The organism is Paenibacillus sp. FSL H8-0104 (assembly GCF_038050215.1).
In the GTDB taxonomy this organism is placed as follows: domain Bacteria; phylum Bacillota; class Bacilli; order Paenibacillales; family Paenibacillaceae; genus Paenibacillus; species Paenibacillus amylolyticus.
The window spans coordinates 3,424,029-3,446,009 of record NZ_JBBOTC010000001.1 but is presented as its reverse complement, the minus strand read 5'-3'; the positions used below and the strand labels follow the sequence as shown (position 1 = coordinate 3,446,009).

Annotated in this window: 17 protein-coding genes and 1 pseudogene; 3 read left to right on the top strand and 15 right to left on the bottom strand. The window is 43.5% G+C overall.

Going from position 1 to position 21,981, the window contains the following annotated elements; genetic code table 11:
* Positions 1-172: 172 nt before the first annotated feature.
* The 6 genes from NST38_RS15370 to NST38_RS15345 form a co-directional block, all read right to left on the bottom strand.
* A complete protein-coding gene (locus tag NST38_RS15370) occupies positions 173-796 on the bottom strand; it encodes a hypothetical protein (protein WP_076253074.1) in 624 nt (207 codons plus the stop codon).
* A gap of 171 nt (positions 797-967) precedes the next feature.
* On the bottom strand, positions 968-2,695 hold the full coding sequence (cydC, locus tag NST38_RS15365; protein WP_076253073.1) for a thiol reductant ABC exporter subunit CydC: 1,728 nt from the start codon (positions 2,693-2,695) through the stop codon (positions 968-970).
* Complete coding sequence (gene cydD, locus NST38_RS15360) at positions 2,692-4,515, bottom strand: thiol reductant ABC exporter subunit CydD (protein WP_076253072.1); 1,824 nt, start codon at positions 4,513-4,515, stop codon at positions 2,692-2,694. Before cydD ends, cydC begins: the two co-directional genes overlap by 4 nt.
* Before the next feature lie 14 nt (positions 4,516-4,529).
* Complete coding sequence (locus NST38_RS15355) at positions 4,530-5,543, bottom strand: cytochrome d ubiquinol oxidase subunit II (protein ID WP_174806461.1); 1,014 nt, start codon at positions 5,541-5,543, stop codon at positions 4,530-4,532.
* A complete protein-coding gene (locus NST38_RS15350) occupies positions 5,543-6,907 on the bottom strand; it encodes a cytochrome ubiquinol oxidase subunit I (protein WP_074095104.1) in 1,365 nt (454 codons plus the stop codon). The genes NST38_RS15355 and NST38_RS15350 overlap by 1 nt, the downstream gene beginning before the upstream one ends.
* A gap of 394 nt (positions 6,908-7,301) precedes the next feature.
* Positions 7,302-8,693 (bottom strand): MFS transporter, encoded by a 1,392-nt coding sequence (locus tag NST38_RS15345; protein WP_076253071.1) that lies wholly within the window; start codon positions 8,691-8,693, stop codon positions 7,302-7,304.
* A 109-nt stretch (positions 8,694-8,802) separates the two neighbouring features.
* On the opposite strand from NST38_RS15345, the gene NST38_RS15340 reads away from it, so the two are divergent.
* Together NST38_RS15340 and NST38_RS15335 are read left to right on the top strand one after the other, a co-directional pair.
* On the top strand, positions 8,803-9,684 hold the full coding sequence (locus NST38_RS15340; RefSeq protein WP_076253070.1) for a LysR family transcriptional regulator: 882 nt from the start codon (positions 8,803-8,805) through the stop codon (positions 9,682-9,684).
* A pseudogene (locus NST38_RS15335) lies at positions 9,648-9,875 on the top strand (GNAT family N-acetyltransferase); the annotation flags it as partial. The gene NST38_RS15340 and the pseudogene NST38_RS15335, both read left to right, overlap by 37 nt.
* A gap of 65 nt (positions 9,876-9,940) precedes the next feature.
* Here the strand turns inward: NST38_RS15335 and NST38_RS15330 are convergent.
* From NST38_RS15330 to NST38_RS15290, 9 genes are all read right to left on the bottom strand, one after another.
* Positions 9,941-11,125: an MFS transporter gene (locus NST38_RS15330; RefSeq protein ID WP_083669662.1), complete on the bottom strand. Its 1,185-nt coding sequence runs from the start codon at positions 11,123-11,125 to the stop codon at positions 9,941-9,943.
* A 132-nt stretch (positions 11,126-11,257) separates the two neighbouring features.
* The gene (locus NST38_RS15325) at positions 11,258-12,682 is read right to left on the bottom strand and encodes a 6-phospho-beta-glucosidase (RefSeq protein WP_076253069.1); all 1,425 of its coding nucleotides are present in this window, start codon (positions 12,680-12,682) and stop codon (positions 11,258-11,260) included.
* 28 nt (positions 12,683-12,710) lie between these two features.
* Positions 12,711-14,600: a beta-glucoside-specific PTS transporter subunit IIABC gene (locus tag NST38_RS15320; protein ID WP_076253068.1), complete on the bottom strand. Its 1,890-nt coding sequence runs from the start codon at positions 14,598-14,600 to the stop codon at positions 12,711-12,713.
* 178 nt (positions 14,601-14,778) lie between these two features.
* Complete coding sequence (locus tag NST38_RS15315; RefSeq protein ID WP_076253067.1) at positions 14,779-15,660, bottom strand: LysR family transcriptional regulator; 882 nt, start codon at positions 15,658-15,660, stop codon at positions 14,779-14,781.
* Between the two features lie 128 nt (positions 15,661-15,788).
* Complete coding sequence (locus NST38_RS15310) at positions 15,789-16,544, bottom strand: carboxymuconolactone decarboxylase family protein (RefSeq protein WP_076253066.1); 756 nt, start codon at positions 16,542-16,544, stop codon at positions 15,789-15,791.
* 198 nt (positions 16,545-16,742) lie between these two features.
* Positions 16,743-17,717: a hypothetical protein gene (locus NST38_RS15305; RefSeq protein ID WP_076253065.1), complete on the bottom strand. Its 975-nt coding sequence runs from the start codon at positions 17,715-17,717 to the stop codon at positions 16,743-16,745.
* A complete protein-coding gene (locus NST38_RS15300; RefSeq protein ID WP_036615805.1) occupies positions 17,717-18,208 on the bottom strand; it encodes an RNA polymerase sigma factor in 492 nt (163 codons plus the stop codon). Before NST38_RS15300 ends, NST38_RS15305 begins: the two co-directional genes overlap by 1 nt.
* Positions 18,209-18,393: 185 nt before the next feature.
* Positions 18,394-19,974 carry a histidine-type phosphatase gene (locus NST38_RS15295; protein WP_076253064.1) on the bottom strand — a complete coding sequence of 527 codons (1,581 nt, stop codon included), beginning with the start codon at positions 19,972-19,974 and terminating at the stop codon, positions 18,394-18,396.
* A gap of 239 nt (positions 19,975-20,213) precedes the next feature.
* Positions 20,214-20,636: a DUF3237 domain-containing protein gene (locus NST38_RS15290; protein ID WP_076253063.1), complete on the bottom strand. Its 423-nt coding sequence runs from the start codon at positions 20,634-20,636 to the stop codon at positions 20,214-20,216.
* Between the two features lie 137 nt (positions 20,637-20,773).
* Here NST38_RS15290 and NST38_RS15285 point away from each other — a divergent pair, with 137 nt between their 5' ends.
* On the top strand, positions 20,774-21,976 hold the full coding sequence (locus tag NST38_RS15285; RefSeq protein ID WP_036671164.1) for an MFS transporter: 1,203 nt from the start codon (positions 20,774-20,776) through the stop codon (positions 21,974-21,976).
* Positions 21,977-21,981: the final 5 nt, after the last annotated feature.

Here is a 21,981-nt window from a genome sequence, read left to right as displayed (position 1 = left end):
TTCGGGTGTTCTCCACTATGCCGAACAGTTTAGCGCCTCTGTATACTCTTGTCCTTCCTGTCCTTCCTTTAATACCAAAGATAAAAGCTTGCTCCTATGTGGAACAAGCTTTTGTCCGAGTCAATTGTACTATATGCCAAGAAAGATTGTTGTTCACCGTTTGAGACACGCCCTAGTATCTCTCTGATTCCTTAAATATCATATAACGATGGACACCTCTGACAGCATGCATTGCTTCCTGTAATAGCTGAATCGCAGTTTCGCGTTGTCCCGCTTTTAGTTCGATCGCTGCAAGAAGCGAAGATCTCATCCAGACCTTGTTAATGGATTTCAAGTGTTCCCTCGCCTGCTCACTTCTTCCTTCTTCCATAAGCAAATACGTTTCATAATATGTACGATAATCCGATCTACGCATATTCTGCACCGCAGTACGAACAGCTACCAAGTCGTTGCGATAGGAGCCGTAAGCTGCATTATAGACTGCTTGTGTCCTTTTATTGGTGTCCTCATTTCTGATGCGTTCTATTGTGTGTTCCAATTCATCATCAAGTCTGTTTGCAAGAGCGTAATAGATATAAAGCTTTGGGGTATTCTCCTGTCTGCGTAGAAAAGCCTCGACGCGCTCCATACGTGTTTCCCAACCCAGAGGATAAAAAATACGAATGGTAAACATGATCAGAGTAGCGGTGAGAACGACCCCAAGTATCCAAAACAGAGATTGGTCATTCATCTTCATGTACACAACAAATAAAAATACGGCCAAATAAAAAACAATATCCCACTTATACTTTCCCATCTCCATCTCCATCTCCTTCATAGACATAAAAAAACTATTATATCAAAACAAACCCCAAGGAGTATATGCACTGCATCCTTTGGGGTTTAGTTAAATTTATAAAAATTGATTTATTGAAATTTTCTACATTAACGACAACCGACAGTATTATCAACTCAATAGACTAGATTCTCACGCCCCGGCGTCTCCAATCATTTGTCGTTCAATTTGTTTCATTTCATAAAAATAGCCTTTTTGCTCCATCAGCTCACAGAAAGAACCTGATTCCACGATCTTGCCTTGGTCCATGACCACAATCCGATCCATCTCTTCCAATCCCGTCAGCCGATGGCAGATCAGAAGAAATGTATCTTCGGATGCTTGTGCAAGAAGATGCTGGAGCACATGTTTCTCTGTGACGTAATCCAACGAAGAAGTTGGTTCGTCCAGAAGCCATAACCGTCCTTTGCGCAGCATGGCCCGTGCGAGAGCCAACCGCTGCTTCTCACCATCCGACAGGTTCTCCCCTTTTTCATAGACCATGTCGGTCAACAACTTATTCGGCAGTTGGACTTTATCCAGCACAGCCGACAGTTGTTCATCCGAATGTTCTTCTCCATTCAGCAACAGGTTGTCCCGGATGGTTCCCCGGAAGAAGTGGCTTTGCTGCAACACGACATTCGTCCCTTGCCAAATGCTCTCTTCATTCAGTTCCTTCACCGAAACATCGTTTAATCGTATATCGCCAGACGTTGGTACGCGCAGCTTGAGTAACAAATCGAAAATCGTTGACTTGCCTGACCCGCTCGGCCCGACAATCGCTGTTTTGGAGCCTGTTGCAAGTTGCAGAGATAGCTCCCTCAGCGCCGGTCTCCATTCCCCTTCATATTGGAAGTTAACACCGGATAGGTCAATCGAAACCGCCTGATCGGCTGAAACTTCACCGCTTGGCTGTACAGGTTGTACATCGGAGGTTGGCACCGTTTCCGCCAGTCGCTGAGCGGCGTGTTCGCTGTCCTGCTTATATAGAGGCAATATAGCCATTGCGGCAGCTTCTTCGAACACGGTCTGCGTGGCCAGGATCAGCATGGCAAGAAATACACCGGCAAATGCTCCATTCACAATTAAGAAAGCGCTGAGTGCTAGCACTCCCCATGTAACGAGATACGTCACAAAAACGTGCATGGACTGCCCGCGCAACAGGTGCGAAGCGGCTTGTTTCTGCTCCGTTGCCAATGCAGCGGAAGCCTGCTGAAGCTGTTGCTCACGCTGTTCCAATTGGCCGTATACTTTCAAATCCCTGAAACCATACAACACTTCGGTCACTTCCGTGGACAGCAAGGCCCGTTGCTGGCGGACACGTCCGTGTATTTTTCGCTGACCTAACAAGACAATACCTGGTACAACAAATGCCGTAATCAGCATACCTAGTACTAACAAACACGCAATCCAGATCGAAAAGGCCGAAGTGAACAGCATGGTAGCCAAAAACACCATAACGACCATGATGGGTGGATACGCGACTCGCAAAAAGTAATTTTGCAAACTTTCCACATCACCCACGATCCGCGCAAGCAGATCCCCGCTTCGGTTTTTGTTCAATATACCTGGCGTTACCGGGATCAGTTTGGCAAAAAAGGACGTCCGCAAACGGCTCAGCATGGAGAATGTCGCCCTGTGCGAATACAAGCGTTCCCCGTAGCGACTTGCCGCTCGAAGGAAACCAAGTAGTTTGACCATGGAGGTGAGTACAATTAAGGTGTACAGCGGTGGCGCAAATACTGTTTGAGATATCATATAACCACTCGCGGAAAAGAGAGCTACCCCTGCTATGCCGGCGATAAATCCGCCCAATATCGAAAGCAAGATATCCTTGCGCTCCTGAATCATCGCTTTTGACAGAATCGTCAGCTCATTCATGCTAACCCTCCTTTCCGTTGTACATCAACCATCTCCGCATATTGAGGCAGGCGCGCCAGAAGTGCTTCATGGTGTCCTGAATCCACCAATACCCCACTATCCATAAACAAAATGTTGTCCGCATGTTGAATTGTATATAAACGGTGTGCCACCGTAATCATCGTTGCCGTTTTCGCTAATGCCGCAATGGATTGTTGCAATACCCGCTCGGTGTGTAGATCCAGTCCTACGGTGGGTTCGTCGAACAAAATGACGGATGGTCTCTTCAGAAAAGCACGTGCCAAAGCAAGTCTTTGCTTTTCCCCACCAGACAGCCCCCGGCCACCTTCACCAACAAACGTATCCAAGCCCTGCTCCAATTGTGCAACAACGCTAGCAAGCCCTGCTTCCTCTGCCGCCTGCTCAATTTCAGCTCTGGAGACGTTCCGACCCGCGCCAATCGCGATATTTTCGGCAAATGTACCTGCAAAAATATACGGATGCTGTGTAATATAGCTAACACGTTCAAACCATGCAGCCTCATCATGTTGCGAAAGCTGGCTTCCGTTAACCAGAACCGCTCCCGAATCTGGTTTCAGTAAACCGGCAATGAGATGAAGCAGCGTGGTTTTACCTGAGCCACTTTTGCCTACAATAGCAATCTGTTCTCCTGGTCCAATTGAGATCTGTCCTGTCTCAAGTCCAAAGGAATCAGGTGTGTACTGGAATCGGACATCGTTCAGTTCAATGGTTGGTGGCATTGGAATCAACTCGGCACGAGCTGTACGAAGCTCTTCCGTCTTTGTAATTGCATCGACATCGGTTAATTGGCTTTGATCCGATCCTTCTTCAGGCTCCGTTTGTGTGCTCTTGATACTTGTTTCCTCAAGCATTTGTTCCACCTTACGAATGGCCCCCATACTGGTTCGCCCACTGTGAAAAGCCGTTCCCGTATTCTTCAACAGACTGTAAAACTCAGGGACGAGTAACAACACGAGAAAGGCTGTGTGGAAGCTCATCGATTTGAAAACCAGTAATTGAATAGCCAGTTCAAGCGCGACAATACCAATGCTTAACATCACGATCGATTCCAGCATAAACGTATTTGTAAATGCAATCTTCAAAATTCCCATGGTGGCATCACGATACCCCAGACTGCTACGTTCAATTTCCTGCTGCTGACGTTTAGCCCGTCCGAATATTTTTAACGTAACCAGCCCTTGAAGCGAATCCAGAAACGTACCGGAAAACTCAGCCAGTTGCGCGTATTTTTCTTCTGATTTGTTCTTTGTCTTGAGCCCAACCAAGATCATGAACAGCGGGATAAACGGTGCCGTAAACAGCATAATCCAGCCTGTGTTAGAGTGCTGCGTAAACGTAACAACCAGAATCAGAATCGGGATCATCGCAGCTTCCATCATACGCGGCATGTACTGACTGAAATAACTGTCGGCCTCATCCACAGCATCCAAAGCAACACTGACCTTTCCTCCCGTCTGTCCACTCAGGGTTGAAGGCATGGAAGCGCGGGTCAGGTTCTGCAACACAGATGCTCGCATATTTGTCTTGGCGCGTGCTGCCATATGCAAGCCCACTTTCCCATTACCATACGACAACAGTGAGCGTACGGCCATAACAGCCAATAATAGGACAAGCAACAGGATCACTGATGAAAAGGAAGCTTTCTCTACAAAGATTCGCTGGACTGCTTCAGCCACCAAGGTGGCCTGGCTTATAATAGCTACACCAAGGGCCAGCGAAATGATCGCAAGGAGAAGTCTGTTTTTTCGTTGTAAAGACATTTGCTGCGAGATCAGATTGGATTTGCCTCTCCTTTTCATTGAACGCTCCTCCTTTATTTTTTCCCTTTCACATAATCCGCATCAAACAGGAACAGTTTGAAGACCAGAATAAGAGAAGGAATTAACAGGCACAGACCACCGATAAACACAACGACGAGTGCAAAACCCATCGCTGGTGGTGTCGCGCTACTCTGAATGGTGATGAATGGATCGAGAATGTAAGGATATTGCCCAATCCCGTAAGCAAAAAAGGCTGTGAGAAATTGCAGCATGATGCATATAAAAGCTAAACCATAACGGCGTCCGTTATATAACAGCCACATGGCAATCATGAAAAACGCAACGGAAAGCGCCAGCAGCCACCATAAATCCATCATATTTTGAAAATGACGCTCATTGTGTTGACCCAAATATATAAATGCAGTCAGCGCGAGAATAATGGTCGGTGTGCTCCAGAACAAAGCATAGTTCCGCATCAGCTTCAATGCCGAATGGTCCTCTGCGCGAGAAGCGTAAAATGTGAGAAATGACCCACTAATGAACAATACGGACACGATCGCCAGTCCAACGATGCTCCACGATAATGGATTCGTAAATAGCGCCCAGTAATCCAGGGAAACGGTATCTCCCTGCTTCAAAATAAAGCCACCTTCAGAAAGGGTCAGTGCCACTGACAATGACGCTGGAATAAGCAACCCTGTAGCTCCATATAAGAACAAATACACGATACTTTTTTTGGAACCATAATTTTCGAAAGCATAGAACGACCCACGAATGGCAAGTAAAATGACGGCAATACTTCCTGGAACAAGCAGCGCGGAGCCATAATAATAGGCCGTGTCCGGGAAAAATCCAACGATGCCAATATAGAAAAAGACAAAAAATACATTGGTGATCTCCCAGACCGGTGATAGATAACGGGAGATCAGACGATTAATCAGATGATCCTGCTTTGTCAGGCGTGCATAAAAGGCAAAGAAACCTGCTCCAAAATCAATGGAAGCTACAATAAGATAGCCGTACAAGAACAGCCAGAGTACCGAAATACCAATTAATTCATAACTCATCAGGCCTGATCCCCTTTCTTGGCTGATTGATCATGCTGCTCCTTCAACCATTTCTCCATCTCGAGTTCAGCAGGATTGTTATTGAACAACCGTCTCAGTACGACGACACACATAACGCCTAGCAGGATGTAGAGAAGCAAGAAGACGAAAAATAAAATTCTCACACTCGGTGAAGAAGTAGCGGCCTCTTCTACCCGCATATAACCTCGGATGATCCATGGTTGCCGCCCGATCTCTGCATAGAACCAACCCATCTCAACGGCCAGAAAAGCAAGCGGTGCACTCAGTGCAACCATACGTAGCATCCACTTGTTAAACTGATTACGTTTCTTCCAGAATACAAACAGGAAGTACAGACTTGATATAGCAAGCAGAGCGAATCCAATACCAGCCATTAGATCAAACAAATAATGCACAAGTAAGGGCGGGTGTTCATCTGGTGGAAATTCGTTCAGCCCGGTTACCTCGGCGTTAAAGTCTCCAAAGGCAAGGAAACTGAGCAGTTTCGGCAAATGAAGAGCGCCTATAATTTCATGTTCTGCATTCAGCCATCCCAAAAAAATCAAATCCGCGCCGCTTTCCGTCTCGAAATGCCACTCGGCAGCTGCGAGCTTCTCCGGCTGATGCTCAGCCAAAAACTTGGCAGACACATCTCCAGCTAAAGAATTTAACAAACTGAATACCAGCACAACGGCCATCATGAGATTCAAGCCTTTTTTGTGGTAGGCTGACACTCCTTTTCTCAGCATCGCAAAGGCTGCTATTCCTGCTAACAGAGCAGCTCCTGTCAGATAAGCCGAGCTTAATACATGGAACACTTTGGAGAACGTCGCTGTATTCAGCATCGCTTGCACGGGGTTCACTGCCATGAATTGACCTGCTTCCATGACAAAACCTTCAGGCTGGTTCATGAAGCCGTTCACTGTTGTAATAAAAACAGCAGACATGCCTGCCCCGGCGACAATCGGAATAGTCAGCAACCAGTGGATATACGGATTTTTGAACCGATCCCACGTGTACAGATAAATGCCCAGGAATATTGCTTCAAAAAAGAATGCAAATACTTCCATAAATAGTGGCAGTGCAATGACATTCCCCGCCAGTTTCATAAAATTCGGCCATACCAGGGCCAACTGCAGTGATATCGCTGTACCTGTCACAACACCAACAGCCACAGAAATGACAAACCCTCTGGACCACCTCTTTGCCATAAGTATGTAATGGTGATCCTTCTTCCGAATGCCGATGAACTCTGCAATAGCAATCATCAAAGGTACACCGACACCAAGCGTTGCAAAAATCACGTGGAACCCGAGCGTCAAACCAGTCACCAGCCTGCTCCATAAAACCGTATCAATAGCCATTCTTTGTGTTGCCTCCTTTCAAACTCTGTTCAATTTAGAAACATTCAATATCAGATTTGGCCAAGCTCAATGCAGAATTGCGAAAAATTTCACAAAGTTAGGTATGACGATATCTTGCCACACCTATAATGCGTTTACTCCTGTAGGCCCCCGATAATAACAATCATTGGATGCCTATTAAAATCTGATATTGATGCACTTAATGTACTAACCAAGCCTATTAATCAAAATTATTATATCTTTATTTTTACCTAATTCAATCAAAGACACGTCTTCTACCCTAAACGTTCAAGAAAGGATCAACTCTTTCTGACAACTTGGTGAAAATCAAAAAATACACCCAATGGAGCTATTGATTCATTGGGTGTAAACGTGTTATTGCACGGAAGATTCTCTATTTTACTTTCTCCGGACTCACCGCACCTGCCTCGCGACGTACGCTCATGATGATCAGTGATGCAGCTAATACCGTAAGGATGATTCCAAGCATCTGAAATCCTGTCACATTGAATGTATCCCCCATAACAATTCCAATCAATAACGACGATAAAATGGTCCCCAGGTAGCGTGATGTATTAAAAATACCCGATGCGACTCCAATCATTTCTTTCGGTGTGCTTTTAAACAGTGCTGCTTGCATACCGACCGCGTTTAGGCCGTTACTTATGCCAAATAAAGCTAAGGCAACAATGATTATGAAGATTGGAGAAGTTTCATTCATAACAACGATCAATATAGAGCCAAATGTCATTAAAGAAGCGGATACGATCAGAGCTGGCCGTGATCCTGATCTGTCAATCCAGCGTCCTGCGATCGGAGCAATAATGACTGAGCATAACCCCAAAGCTAGCATGCTCATTCCTGTATGAACTTCGTTGAGATGACGTACCTGCTTCAAATACGTAGGAACTCCAAAAAAAAGTGCGTAAAACAGGATGTTCACCAGCATGTATTGCACATTCACCCAAGTCATCTCGGGATATGAGGCAAACGTTCGCAGAGGGATAAAAGGCGTGGCTGCTTTTAATTCATGTCGGATGAACATGACGAGTGCGATTAACCCGATCCCCCCTGTCAGCAGATGCCATGTTGAAATATCTCCTGTGGAATTTACTGATAGTAAACCGATGAGCAGAGTCACCAAAGCTACCGTAAACATCAGGATACCTGGTGCGTCAATTAACGCAAGCCATGGCCGAATGGACATGTGACCAGAGATAGACGGAGATTGCTCGTCCTTCGGGATTGTTTTCCAGGCGAACCAAAAACTCACCAAGACAAACGGAATATTAACGAAGAATATGCTGTGCCAGTCCCACCAATGAATCAATACTCCACCAATAAAAGGTCCAATTGCAGCCGCTCCAGAAAGGAATATAGCCAAGGTGGACAAGGCGGAGGCTTGTTTTTCAGTCACGTTCATTCTGACAATCGCCATTCCGACGGCCACCATCATACTTGTGCCAAATGATTGAACAATCCGGAATACGATGAGCCATGAAAAACTGGGAGACCACGGAGCTAACATGGACGATACAAAAACAATAACAAGACCCATGAGGAAGATCTTCCTGCGGCCAAACAAATCACTACACTTGCCCATGACGGGTTGAGCGACAGCACTGGCAATGTAAAATGATAAAATAATCCACGAAACGGCTGTAAAATTAAGTTGATACACTTGTTGTAGCCTGGAGATTGCCACCGAAATCATGGAGGAATTCAACGGATTCAACATAATTCCGAGTCCAACAGCTAACATCAATCCTTTATTTCGAACGTTCATTGGTGCACCTCTCTCTCTTCTGCTGTTATCTTACTTGAACGTATTCATTTATTCCAACGCATTATATGTTATGATTTGATGAACTAGAAGGAATGAAGGAATGGTGTAAATGGAACTTCTTCAACTAAAATATTTCCTGACAGTGGCCCGATGCGAACATGTTACGGAAGCTGCGGGAAAGCTGCATGTCACGCAATCCTCCCTGAGCAAAACGATACAACGATTAGAGGACGACTTGGGAGTCCCTTTATTTGATCGAATCGGGAGAAAGCTGCGACTAAACGACTTTGGAAGAACATTTCTTCAGCGAACTGAAAAAGCCTTATTTGAATTGGAACAAGGAAAGCGGGAAATCGCTGACCTCTCCAACCCGGATCAGGGTACACTGCAATTGGCGGTGACTACGGCGAGCACATTGCCAGGTATACTGCGGGAATTCCGGAAAAACAAGCCGGATATTCAGTTCCATGTGCAAATGGTCTCGTTAGAAAACATGTCCAGACTTCTGCATCGGGGCGAGGTGGACTTTTGTCTCTCCTCCCCTCCGATTGAAGGTGACGATATCGAATGTCAGATACTATATGACGACCCGATTGTAGTCGCTGTTCCTATGGGTCATCGATATGCAGACCGAAGCAGCATTCAATTAACCGAGCTTAAGGACGAGTGGTTTGTTGGGGTGAAGCAAGGGTATGGGGTTCGTGATATGGTAGATTCCGTATGTCAATCCGCTGGTTTCCTACCGAAGTATGTATATGAAGGTGATGAGCCTGCAAGATTAACCGCCCTTGTGGAGGCGGAGATCGGTCTCGCGTTTATACCTAGCACAGCCAGAAACCCGCATGAGCGCATTAAATATCTTCAGGTAGAGGAACATCAACTCGTACGGGAAATCGCTCTACTTTCGCACAAAAACAGGTATATTTCCAAAGCCGCTTTAGAGTTTCGCAGCGTGGTTATGGACTATTTCAGTGCTATGCCCAGAGCATAAATTCAATCCAGAGGAGTCCCTTTAAACATCTGAAATTCCACCGCATAGAAGCTCATATTAATGTGGATAACACCCCTTCCATGAAACTGGCAGAGAGTGTTGGTATGGAATTCGAATGCCTTCGTAAAGGGTTTATACACGAAAATAATGAATGGACCGATCACTTGGTGTATTACAAAAATTCTAATTAAAAAGTTCATACAACTCAATCTAAAACAAGGGAACTTCATCTCAAGAAGTTCCCTGTTTTCTATGTTTATTGAATATTCTTCTTTTTGCGATGAAGGGTTACTACTCCCAAACTAACTGCCGAAATCCATAATAGAATTATTGCATTACTTGAGACTAATGATTGCACTGTATCTAGTCGTAATAATTGCGTAATTAACCTTCCTTCATACGGTGAAAGTGTGGCTCCCAAGTTATACGCGATCAGAACAATGGTCGTACCCAGCTTTGCCATTTTGGCGATTTGTTGTGCAAAAGTATGCAATAAATAGGGCATTATACAGCGGAATGAAAACCCGATGATCATTGAGCAAACGGTAGTAAGCATGATACTTTGCGAGATCGTCGTAACGAACATCGAGCTTCCAAGTAACAGAATTGATAATGGAACGATATAGTTACCGAGTGATTTGTATACTTTTCCAAAAGAAAAACCGGCAACAAAAGCTCCCAAACCTATAAATGCAATCATGTTGCTTCCGTTTGTCGCAGTTCCGATATTTTTTTCCAAAATCAAAGGAGTAATCTGTAAATTATAATTGATGAAAATAGCTACTATTACAAATAATAAGAGACCATAGCCAATCATGACTTGAAGGGCTTTTTTATTATTAGTGTGGCTTGGATTCGTTGTGACCTCTTCTCTTCTATTAAGCTCTTTTTTATCAGAAGGAACGAAAATCAGGAATGCAATGAAAATAGGAAGTGCCAGGGCGTAGACATAAAATGATGTGTGCCAGCCCATTTTCAATAGTTGACCAACGAGTAGTGTTAGACAAATGCCTCCTAATCCCTCAAAGGCACTTTCTAAGCCAATTACGGTTGCTTGTTTACCTGGATTTTTATGATACATATCACTGATCATCTGAATGATGAGCCGGTTAAATAAACCTACACCTAACCCAAACAAACAGCGAGAAATGAACAGCAACGAAAAAAGGTCATGATACAATGCAGGGAATACTCCCGCAATGAGAACAAGTCCTAATCCAGTTAGTATAGTTGCTTTCTTCCCAATAAGAAGTTCAAGTCGATTAGCAATTAACACACCAAGAATGACAAATAATGAAGGTATGGTCGTTAATAATCCTACGTGTGTTACCGATATCTCTGGAAAATCATTGGTTATTGCAGGAATGTTAGCGGCAATCACTGGACCTGAAGAAATTAATAACGCAACGGACAATAACGAATATGTTCTAAGCTGCTCCATGGATATTATAAAAAACCAACTCCTAACTGTTTGTTTTTGCTCCATATGGCCAGTAGTTAGCCTTGATGTTGCGATAAATGGATAAAGCAGTAACACATAAGTCGATGACTTCATACGTTACTGCTCAGTCGATTAGAGTTCTTTGCCGTTACTTTGAATAACTTTTTTGAACCATTCAAAGGATTTTTTCTTGCTGCGTTTCAACGTACCATTTCCATCGTCATCTTTGTCGACATGTATGAAACCGTATCGTTTACTCATCTCTCCAGAACTTGAGCTTACTAGATCAATGCAACCCCAGGACGTGTAACCCAACAACTCTACGCCATCTTCTTCCACTGCTGTTATGAAAGCTTGGATGTGTTGACGCAGATACTCGATTCTATAATCATCCGCAATATATCCCGTCTCATCAGGAGTATCTATCGCTCCTAAGCCATTTTCAACGATGAATAGTGGCTTTTGATAGCGGTCATACAAGGAATTCATTGTAATTCTTAGACCTTCAGGATCGATTTGCCATCCCCATTCACTCGTTTTCAAATGAGGATTGCGCAGTGTTGGAAACAGGTTAGCTGCCGTTTGAGTATTTACTTCCGGGTCTGCACTAGTTAACCGCGAACCATAATAACTGAACGAAACGAAATCAACCGTATTATTTTTCAAGCATTCCTCGTCCCCGTCTTCCATGGCTAAATGAATATTCATTCGTTCTAACATTTTCTTGGCATAGTTTGGGTATTCTCCTCGGGATTGTACATCGACGAAGAAGTAGTGCTCGCGATCTCTTGTCATGGCTTTCCAGACATCATCTGGTGCACATGTATACGGGTAAGTGTTGGCACCTGCTAACATACAGCCAATCTTAATTTCCGGGTTAATTCTACGCGCAATTTCAGTTGCTTTTGCACTTGCGATCAATTGATGATGAGCCGCCTGATACTTCACAGCATCCTCATTCTCACCTTCTTCAAACACTAGGCCTGAGCTGCCAAAAGGTAGATGCAACAGCATGTTAATTTCATTAAAGGTAAGCCAATACTTCACTTTATCTTTATAACGGGTGAAGATCGTTTCACACAGTCTCTCATAATAATCCACCATTTTTCGACTTCTCCACGATCCAATAGTTTTCACCAAATGAATAGGGACATCAAAATGGGTAATGGTGACTAACGGCTCAATGCCATACTTCAAACATTCGTCAAATACATTTTCATAGAATTTCAAACCCTCTTCGTTGGGTAACTCATCATCTCCATTAGGGTAGATCCGAGTCCATGCCAAAGATAAACGGAAACACGTAAAGCCCATCTCTGCAAATAAAGCAATGTCTTCTTTATACCGATGATAAAAATCAATAGCCTCATGACTCGGATAAAAATGTTCTTGATCACACTCCAACATTTTTAACTGTCCTCGCATGACAGGAACACGATCTTTCCCTGCCGGGATTACATCAACTGTGGATAGTCCCTTGTTGCCTTCTGCATATCCACCTTCACATTGGTTAGCAGCAACTGCCCCACCCCACAAAAAGTCTTTTCTTAAAGTCATTAAAACACACTCCTAACCTGTAGTTTTGTTAAGCTTTGACAACCAACAATGTATTGTTAAAATCAATATTTTGGGGACTAGTCTCTGCGATCACATCCGAGTAACTATACGAATTGGTTACAATAACGGGCGTTTGAGTGACATATCCTTCTTGTCTGATTTTGTCCAGATCAAAAGTCAGCAAGGTCTGTCCTTTTGTAATTCTCTGACCTTCTTCAACGAACGCTTCAAAATATTTTCCGTTCAGCTTTACCGTATTTAAGCCGACATGAATAAGAATTTCGACTCCTTCATCGGATAATAGTCCAATAGCATGTTTCTTAGGAAATAGAGATACAATCATGCCATCAAATGGAGCAATGACTTTCCCCTCGCTAGGTTCAATAGCAATTCCTTTACCCATTGCCTCTGAGGCAAACGCTGCATCTTGTACATCCTGAAGTTGAATAAGCTGACCTTTAAGTGGCGTTGCAATAACAGAATCTTTAATTGTAATGACTTCATCCGCAACCCCACTCCCTTCGTTCGCATTTGAAACAGTGTTCTGTGAAGGTGCATCTTTTTCATATTTCAAACTGAGCAAATAGGTAAGTACAGCAGTTACGACAGTTGTTATAACAAGTGCGATCAAAATGTTATATAGATTCCAGATATTTTCACCAATGTACAGAGGAATCGCCGGGATTCCTGAAGCGCCTGTTGCGTAACGAGAAACATCCATTAGCCCTGCAAAGAGTCCCCCACTAGCAGCTCCAATCATACCCGCGACAAGTGGGTATCTCTTCGGTAAATTTACGCCGTAAAGAGCTGGTTCCGTGATTCCCATCAACGCGGTGATCCCACTGGAAGCAGAAATTTGTTTTAATGCTTTATCCTTGGTTCTCATCCCTACAACTAATGCCGCAACACCTTGACCTATACAATTGATCATCGCTCCAGGACCAAGGATATTCTCATAACCTGATGTGGTGATTTGAGCAATGGATAGAGGAACAATATTATGGTGCAGCCCAAACATAACCAGTATTGGCCAGAAGGTTGCAACCAGGAAAATAACCAGCCAGCTACCATGTGCGGCCAAGAAGTCAAAGCCCATCGCTAAATACGTTCCGAAAAATGACCCCAGTGGTCCCAACACGGTTAAGGCAAGAATTCCCGTTACTAAAATAGTGCACATGGGAACAAAAATAACTTTCACTGCATTCGGAATGATCCTTTTAAACAACGATTCAATATATGATTGTGACCAAACTATTAAGAGAATTGGAACTACAGAAGAACTATAAGATACAAGAGTTAGCGGGATTCCAAAAACACTTACGTCAGTCCCATCCAAACGCAATTGCGTCAAGTTGGGATGGAGTAAAACACCGGCTAAAACGAGTGCTAAGACGGGACTGCATTTTAGTTTGTTTGCAGCTGAAAACGCCAACAAGAATGGTAAAAAGTAGAAAATAGCATCTGACATAAGACTTACGACATAGTAGGTTTGGGAATCTTTTGAAATCCAGTTGAACAAAATAAGTAGAGCGAGTAATGCCTTGATCATACCAGCCCCAGCTATAGCGGGGACAATCGGACTAAATGTCCCCGAGACGAAATCGATTAATTTCCCCAAAATACTAACTTTCTTAACATCAGTTGGTTCACCCGATGAACTCGCGTTAGGTTGAAGATGCTTGATCACTTCTTTGTAAACGTCTTCAACATGTGTGCCGATGACGACTTGAAATTGTCCGCCGCTCTCAAGCGCATCAATAACACCATCAAACGATTTAAGCGCTTTTTGATCTGCTTTATTAGTATCATTCAGTGCAAATCTAAGCCTAGTCATACAGTGAGTCAGAGTGGATACATTCTCACTACCGCCCACTTTCTCTACAATATCTTGAGCCAACTTCTCGTATTTCTTGCTCATCCAATAATGCCCCCTCTTGTTGTTGCCATCTAAATGAATGAGACCAAAAGCGCTCTAAATAACTTCTCTTTGCAATAAAAAAAGCTATTTATCTGAAATACATAAAGGCTGCATTCATTACACCTTTAAAATATCATCTGATAAACAGCTATAGCCAATACCTATAATTCATACTTTATTATGCCTGAAAGGCATGCCTGATATGTTCCAAAAAACGTACCTCCGTTTGACTGAATACCTTATGTTTTTTCCAGACAATCACTGTTGGAAACTGAAGTTCCGGTTGAAAAGGTCTGAAGCATAATGTGTCAGACTGCTTCATTGCAAGCGCACCCTCAATACAGATGGCCGTCCCTAACCCCTCCTCTACGAGGTTAAGTATGTTAGATATTAAATTATAGGTCGCAACGAAGTTTAAATGTGCATACTCATCGGCAAACCAGCTTGCAATCTCATTCTGTACGACAGATCGGCTGGATATGAGCAGAGGCACTCCGGCTAAATCGGTTGAAGTGACATATTCTTTTTGTGCAAGAGGTGATGAGGTCTTCATAAGGACTCCCCAGCGCTCCTTCTGGGGCAGTCTGATGAAATCGTATTTCTCAATGTGAATGGGCTCTAACAAAATGCCCACATCGAGCAGTCCTTTATCGATTCGCTCCTTTATATCATCCCCCGTTCCACTATAGATGTGATATTTAACCTGCGGATACTCCAGATTGAAGTCTTTTAATAATTGTAAAATAACATTGGACGTTAATGATTCAACACTCCCGATCGATATGGTTCCTCCAACCAGGTTGTTCTGATCTTTAAACTCTTTCTCTGTTTTATCCGCAAGTGTGAGAATTTCTTCTGCTCTTTGACGTAGAAGCATGCCTGCATCTGTAAGTGTTATTTTACTTTTCCCGCGTATAAACAATTGAGTTTCTAAATTTTTTTCCAGATCAGCCAACTGTCTGCTTAACGTTGGCTGTGTCACATGTAAGATCGTTGCAGCATGTGTGATATTTTCTACTCGAGCTACTGTCAAAAAATATCGAAGTACTCTTAACTCCATAATTCCTCCTGATTTACGTTCATTTAAGTGTCTACTGAATCATTCATTTCTTTACTATACCTTCTTGTTAACCAGAAGAAGACAGTTGATTGGGATAATCAACTGTCTGTTGCTTCAAATAAAGAAGATTATTTCTCTGGAATGATTTCATTAACGCAGGCTAAAGCATTTAGTGTTCTAGGAAATCCCATGTAGGGAAGGCAGTGAGTTAGAGCGGTGATCATGGTTTCTTTATTATTGCCAACATTGATGTTACCCTGAACGTGTGCTTTGACTTGACTATCCGCACCTCCGAGTGCACTTAGTATACAAAGAGTAAGAAGTTCTCGTGTTTTCAGATCCAGACCTCCGCGGGTATAGAAGTCACCAAAACAAAATGCTGAAAGATAGTCTTGGATATGCTTCTGATTTGACGGGGCATTTTCCCGGTTTTTCTCAATAATATCGCCAAAAATCTCTTTTTGAATACCAAGTCCTTTGTCAAAGCGATTATCTTCTTCAACCCGTTTTTGACTTTCAAGAGGCAGTGCAACATTTCGCTCTTTTAACACTTCATTTATTTCCGATATGGCATTTAAGGTTTTGGGGAATCCCAAATAAGGTGCGCATTGATAGATTGCTTCTTGGATCTCCGTTGGAGTCAACCCAACATTTAGCGCTGCACGAGTATGTGCTTTGAGCTGTGGCAACGTTTGATTAGTAGCCAGTACAACCAAAGTAATAAGCTCTCGTTGCTTATCGTCAAGAGTACCTTGATCAAAAATTTCACCAAATATGAAGCGACTTAATATGTCCTGAAATTCAGGATCTGTAGCATATGCCGCTGGAACTCCCTCGCCGAATAACCTTTTATATGTTTCCTGGCTCTTTTCGATTCGATTCATATTCATCTAACCTCCTGTTTCTTTTTAGTTAAAACTAGGTGTACCCATTTTACATTGAAAGAGGAAAGAATCCATATCCTATTCATATCATTTTATTGCCTAATCCTATCAAATGATTGTTTGTTGATGAAAAAAGCGAACAAAGCACTTGCGTGCCCTGTTCGCTCTTCTTGGTGCAGCCATGTTACTGTCTTCGCCTTACTCGCCCAAGCTGTCCCAGAATGATTGGAACGCGCCTTTCTCCACTTCCAGGAATGCCGGAACATTACCATAACGAACCAGAGCTTTTTCACCAAACAGAACCAGTGGGACCTGCGTTTTGTCTTCCAGCGTGAGATAGATGATCTTGCGATCTTCCTTGCCGTAGAGGTTCTCTTCCAACTCCGGACTCGTTGCGATCGGTTTGGCAGCATTTAGCGATGAGATAAAGCTGCCCAGTGCTTCATCCGCTGCTAACGGTTGAAGCTGCTGCAATCCATTGTTCCAGCTGTCGAACGTCTCCCATTGCGCCGAGGCGATGTTGCCTTCGAGATGAAGCTTGCCGATCAGGTCGGCACCAGTACCAATAGTGATCTCGTTGTTCTTGTCGAATAACTGAGCATACACCTGACCATCGATCTCGGTGTAAGACATGATGCGGAAATCCTTGTCGTAGCCATTGACCGCATAGATGTCTGCTTCGCCAATGTTGGAAGCAAGCTCCGTATATTTATCCTGGCCGCTCAGTTCATTGATGCCACCAGTTGTAGTACCAAGCTTTTCACCCCGCAGGTTGAGTGCATTTGCGCCTTCAAGCAATGTTGGGGACTGTGTATATACGTTTCCTCCATATACAACCAGTTGCATCATATCAGCCATCGCGCCTTTGCCCTGTGAACTCGGCAACTCCATCTTCGGAATCACGATCGGATCAAACGATGCTCCTGGAGTCACCGCTGCCACCTGTGGTGTTGGTGCGGCTGGTCCATTGAATTGTTGCCATACACTTGGCGCAGCCAATCCAATGCTGGCAGCGATAACAACACTTGCTGCAATGTATAGTGGTTTACGTTGACGTTTTGGTCCCTGATGTTGCGTGTTTAAGGATTGCTCTACCCGTTTTTTCATTTGCTCGTTTGTTTTCATATGATCCACCGCTTTCTTGTAGTTTTGTTTGAATTGTTCTTCGTTCATTACAGTTCCTCTCCTTCCAGCTCCAGTTTTAACAGCTGTCTTCCTCGTTTCAATCTCATTTTCACTGCTGATTCGCTAATCTCCAGGATCTCGCTAATTTCTCGAATCGGATAATCTTCGTAATAATACAGATGAACCACCGATCTATACTTGACGGGCAATGACAGCACAAGTTCGATCAGCGCGTGATCTTCAGGGTTGTCTGTTGTAAGAGGATCGACTCCCTCCAGCTTGACCTCCCGTTTGCGCCAGCCTCTGCCTAATAAGGATTTGCAATGATTGGTGATGACCCGAATCAACCATGCTTTTTGATGCTCCGCATCGTTGAACGTAGGGGCTTTTTCTATTAGTTTGATGAAGGTATCCTGAGTGGCTTCCTCCGCGTCTTCTCGTCTGCCGAGGTGCACCATGGCAATCCGGAACAGCGTATCCGCGTATGTCTCATAGACTTTCATCACATGATCGCCCAGCTGGGGCACTGATCGCTGCATGGTTGTTATGCCCTCCTTTATACCTCTAACACTCTTACGGACGGCATTTGGTCACATTTTGTTTTAGGATTTTTTTACTGGTCCATTTCATTCAAAATGCAAAAAAAGAAAGCAGCCCCATGGAGAGGAGTTGCTTTCTTCATCTTCGTCTTTATTTTCATATAAAATGCATATCGTTTCACCGATTAGAATTTCTTCTGTAAAAGCTCAATGTTGTCTTCCAAACTGCTGTCCAAGCTTACGCCTACCTTCTGCAGTTTGTTTTGGTAATATGCTTTTACATCTTCCCATTTATAGTACGGATAGGTCTTTGTTTCGATCGGGAACGCGATCTCTTCTTCATTTCTAAGCATTTTCACGAGAACATCCTTACCATTGGAATACAGAATCCATTGAATATTTGCTCCCATTGGTGAGATAACCGAGCCATTCCAGTTTTGGGTCACGTCCTGCGGTTTGTCGATACTCACATTAGCTCCGGCGATATCCAGGAATGAAGATAGTGGAATGATGGTTTCTGCGTGAGCAAAACGAAATATACCAGCCGTGTCTTTTTGCTGAATGGACTGGTCGGTAGACACGATCAACTCTTTGACCAGAGGTGCAATGATATTTTGCGGCAGATCCGTTGAGGTTAAAGATGGACCTTTTTCATAGAAATCATTGATATTGTCAATGCTCTCGTACCATTTTAACTGATTAGCCGTGAAATACCGCCCGAATTCGAAGTCACCTTCTCCTTTTATATTCGAAGAAATGATGTAGAGTTCATATAGATTAGAAGCAGCCTCGGTTGGGTTGCTGAGCTTCACTTTTCCCTTCTCATCTTTCAGTTCAAACTCTCCAGCGTTCAGCCGTTGATAGAAGCCTTCAGAGAGAAATTGCAGAAGGACCTCTTTTGCATAACGCGTTCCAGTGTTCTGTGTGACATAATCCTCGTATAACTTAACCCAGTCTCCATCTTCTACGTACTCGTTATACTTCGTAGCCAAGTCGTAGGGCCGTAGATAGGGGTCTTTCCCTTCTTCAAAAGCTGAAGCCAGAATGTCTACCTTGTTATCTCCCAAGCTTTCCTTTAACCCGTCAATAAACTGATCTCTGCTCTGCGGCGTTCGATCTTTGAAGGTTGCTTGTGCAATCACTTTTTTATCCGATGTAAAGAGTTCTTTGAAATTCTGCCCAACTCTGGCCCCTATTCCTTTCAGTTCTTCTCCACCCGTAGTGGATAACAATCCATAATGATCTTTTTCAACCTTCATCAGATTGCCAATTTCCTTCTTCAGCTCTTTGCCCAGATTAGTGATCTGCCCGTCCTTTTCAGCGATGTCGAGCAGTTCAAATAACGTCTTGTCGTACTTGGAACTGGATAGATGTCTGGAACCATGTCTCCCTATGTAGTTAATAAATATGGGTTCATATCCAATAGGAGCTTTTGTGTAACTTGTTTCCTTAAAAGGATATGGCGTTTTGGTACCGCGGTATCCCTGCTGATCGTTAATTTTAGCTCCAACAAATACCGATTGGGTGTTGTTATCCCAGTCTACCTCTTGCCCCAAGGCTTCACCAATCGCTCTTGCAGGTATATAAGTAACCCCATTGTAGAGAAATGATTCGCCTTCCACCCTTTGACCGTTCACAACCACATTAGCCGATTGTTCAGAAACTTCGATCATGCGTTTGGAGCCTGCACCATATGCGTCAAATACACTTACAGACGTTAAGATGGCGAGTGATGCTACTGAAATCCCGATTTTTTTGATCATCATAATGAATAGTTTTCTCCTTATTCCGCCTGATATGGGTTTATTTTCGCTCATCATACTATAGGTGTGAAGTGTCTGCGCCGTATCCATCCTATGTTAATTAATTGTAAAAGAGTACATATAAACATTGACGTAAAGTCTCATACGACAAAAAGAGCCGCTCCTTAGCGACTCTGACTTTTCATTATAAAAAGCTATCTTCTCTGCCATACAATAAAAAGATAACTGCTATTTGCCCCGCATTACAGCGGTTTTCTATATATTTTTATATCTATCCCTGACTCCGTCGGATGACCTTCTCCGACAAGTGTCTCACAGTTCAAGAAGGATAAGGCTTTGCTGTCTGTAATCATTTTGGGGGAAGTACGAAATAAAGCAGTTTTCAGCGTTTTATCAATATTTCCGTTATTTTCGATATAAATTTTGCAGGAATGCCCTGAGTTGTCGGTTCCTTGGAGCATGTATCTGGCCGATAGCGTATGCGGACCACCATTCTTCCCGATAATCTGCGTATCCACTCCTCCACCCAGCACAATTCCCTCAAAGTACTTTCCGGTTACGCTGCCTGTAAAAGTAATCATGACAACCGAATCATCTTCGCTATTCTGTAAATCAAATGATTTCTCAATGTTCACATGTACCGTAAACAATTCCTCTAATTTCACGTGTTCCCACCTCCATATGAATTCAATTATAACTCTACTCACTAAAAAAAAGATTTACATATTTCCTTCAAATCATTTAAAATGGTTTACACAATGTAAAGGTTAACAAGTTGTAAATGAAGGGGTTAATGACGTACATGAGTACATTACCAAAATCAGTTCGCTTTCCACTGTTCATTCTGATGTTAAATCTGTTTATTGCTTTATTGGGGCAAGGGATGCTCATCCCCATATTGCCGGAGTATTTGAAGCTTTTTCATGCGGGAGGCACAGTAGCAGGATTTTTAGTTGCAGCCTTCGGTGCCGCTCAATTCTTCTTTTCCCCTCTCGGGGGACAACTGTCTGATCGATTTGGACGCAAAAAGTTGATCATTGCGGGTATGTTTCTGTCTGTCATTTCAGATATCATATTTGCGCTGTCAACGTCATTGCCGTTCCTCTATGTCGCACGGTTTATCGGTGGAATCAGTCTTGGTTTAATGGTTCCTGCCAACCTCGCATATGTCGCCGATATTACAACGCCAGAGACACGTGCAAAAGGTATGGGCTATTTCGGCGCAGCTATGAATTTGGGGATGGTTCTCGGACCTGGTCTGGGCGGTCTCATCGCCGAGATGGGCATTCGCATGCCCTATTTCTTCGCAGCGGGTCTGGGACTGATTGCGGCCCTGATGACGCTGCTATTGCCTGAGACACTTCCCCCCGAGAAAAGAACGGTCTCCATCCGTCTTCAAAAAGGAGATCACTTGGGCAAGAAAATCTGGAGTTCTTTTAAAGTCCCCTATTTCAAATACTTGATTGTGTTGCTTGTCATGACCTTTGGTCTCATGAGTTATGAGACAGTATTCGCGCTTTTCGCAGAGCAAAAATACGGATTCGACGCTGCAACAATCTCCATCATTATTACTTTGGGCGCGATTATCGGTATCGTTGTGCAGATCTGGCTTTTGGATTGGTTCGTACAGAGAATAGGTGAAGTTAAGTTGATCCGTCTCTCCTTAATAATCACACCCATAGCTTTATTGTTAATGTTAATTAAGGTCAACCTTGTGTTTCTGTTGTTCGCTTCTGCGTTATTCTTTGCATTCAATTCGTTTTTGCGACCTTCGGTCAGCACGTTAATATCCAAAAATGCAGGAGATCGGCAAGGTTATGCATCCGGTCTGAATACTACTTTTTCCAGTCTCGGCACGGTGATTGGCCCGCTGATCGCAGGACTATTGTTTGACAAAAACATAAACTTCCCGTATATTTTTGGTGCAATTATGCTACTCGCTTCTCTCGGACTGACCTTGAACGCATTTCGTTCGAAGAAAGGACAATTGTATACAAGTGAATGAAAACT

Bases quoted from the DNA above. Each gene is read 5' to 3' on its own strand.
- NST38_RS15300 (WP_036615805.1), bottom strand. From the start codon at position 18,208: ATGCAGCGATCAGTGCCCCAGCTGGGCGATCATGTGATGAAAGTCTAT.
- NST38_RS15350 (WP_074095104.1), bottom strand. From the start codon at position 6,907: ATGGCTATTGATACGGTTTTATGGAGCAGGCTGGTGACTGGTTTGACG.
- NST38_RS15295 (WP_076253064.1), bottom strand. From the start codon at position 19,974: ATGATGATCAAAAAAATCGGGATTTCAGTAGCATCACTCGCCATCTTA.
- NST38_RS15285 (WP_036671164.1), top strand. From the start codon at position 20,774: ATGAGTACATTACCAAAATCAGTTCGCTTTCCACTGTTCATTCTGATG.
- cydC (WP_076253073.1), bottom strand. From the start codon at position 2,695: ATGAATGAGCTGACGATTCTGTCAAAAGCGATGATTCAGGAGCGCAAG.
- NST38_RS15325 (WP_076253069.1), bottom strand. From the start codon at position 12,682: ATGACTTTAAGAAAAGACTTTTTGTGGGGTGGGGCAGTTGCTGCTAAC.
- NST38_RS15305 (WP_076253065.1), bottom strand. From the start codon at position 17,717: ATGAACGAAGAACAATTCAAACAAAACTACAAGAAAGCGGTGGATCAT.
- NST38_RS15340 (WP_076253070.1), top strand. From the start codon at position 8,803: ATGGAACTTCTTCAACTAAAATATTTCCTGACAGTGGCCCGATGCGAA.
- NST38_RS15355 (WP_174806461.1), bottom strand. From the start codon at position 5,543: ATGAGTTATGAATTAATTGGTATTTCGGTACTCTGGCTGTTCTTGTAC.
- NST38_RS15320 (WP_076253068.1), bottom strand. From the start codon at position 14,600: ATGAGCAAGAAATACGAGAAGTTGGCTCAAGATATTGTAGAGAAAGTG.
- NST38_RS15315 (WP_076253067.1), bottom strand. From the start codon at position 15,660: ATGGAGTTAAGAGTACTTCGATATTTTTTGACAGTAGCTCGAGTAGAA.
- NST38_RS15370 (WP_076253074.1), bottom strand. From the start codon at position 796: ATGGGAAAGTATAAGTGGGATATTGTTTTTTATTTGGCCGTATTTTTA.
- NST38_RS15330 (WP_083669662.1), bottom strand. From the start codon at position 11,125: ATGGAGCAGCTTAGAACATATTCGTTATTGTCCGTTGCGTTATTAATT.
- cydD (WP_076253072.1), bottom strand. From the start codon at position 4,515: ATGAAAAGGAGAGGCAAATCCAATCTGATCTCGCAGCAAATGTCTTTA.
- NST38_RS15310 (WP_076253066.1), bottom strand. From the start codon at position 16,544: ATGAATCGAATCGAAAAGAGCCAGGAAACATATAAAAGGTTATTCGGC.
- NST38_RS15345 (WP_076253071.1), bottom strand. From the start codon at position 8,693: ATGAACGTTCGAAATAAAGGATTGATGTTAGCTGTTGGACTCGGAATT.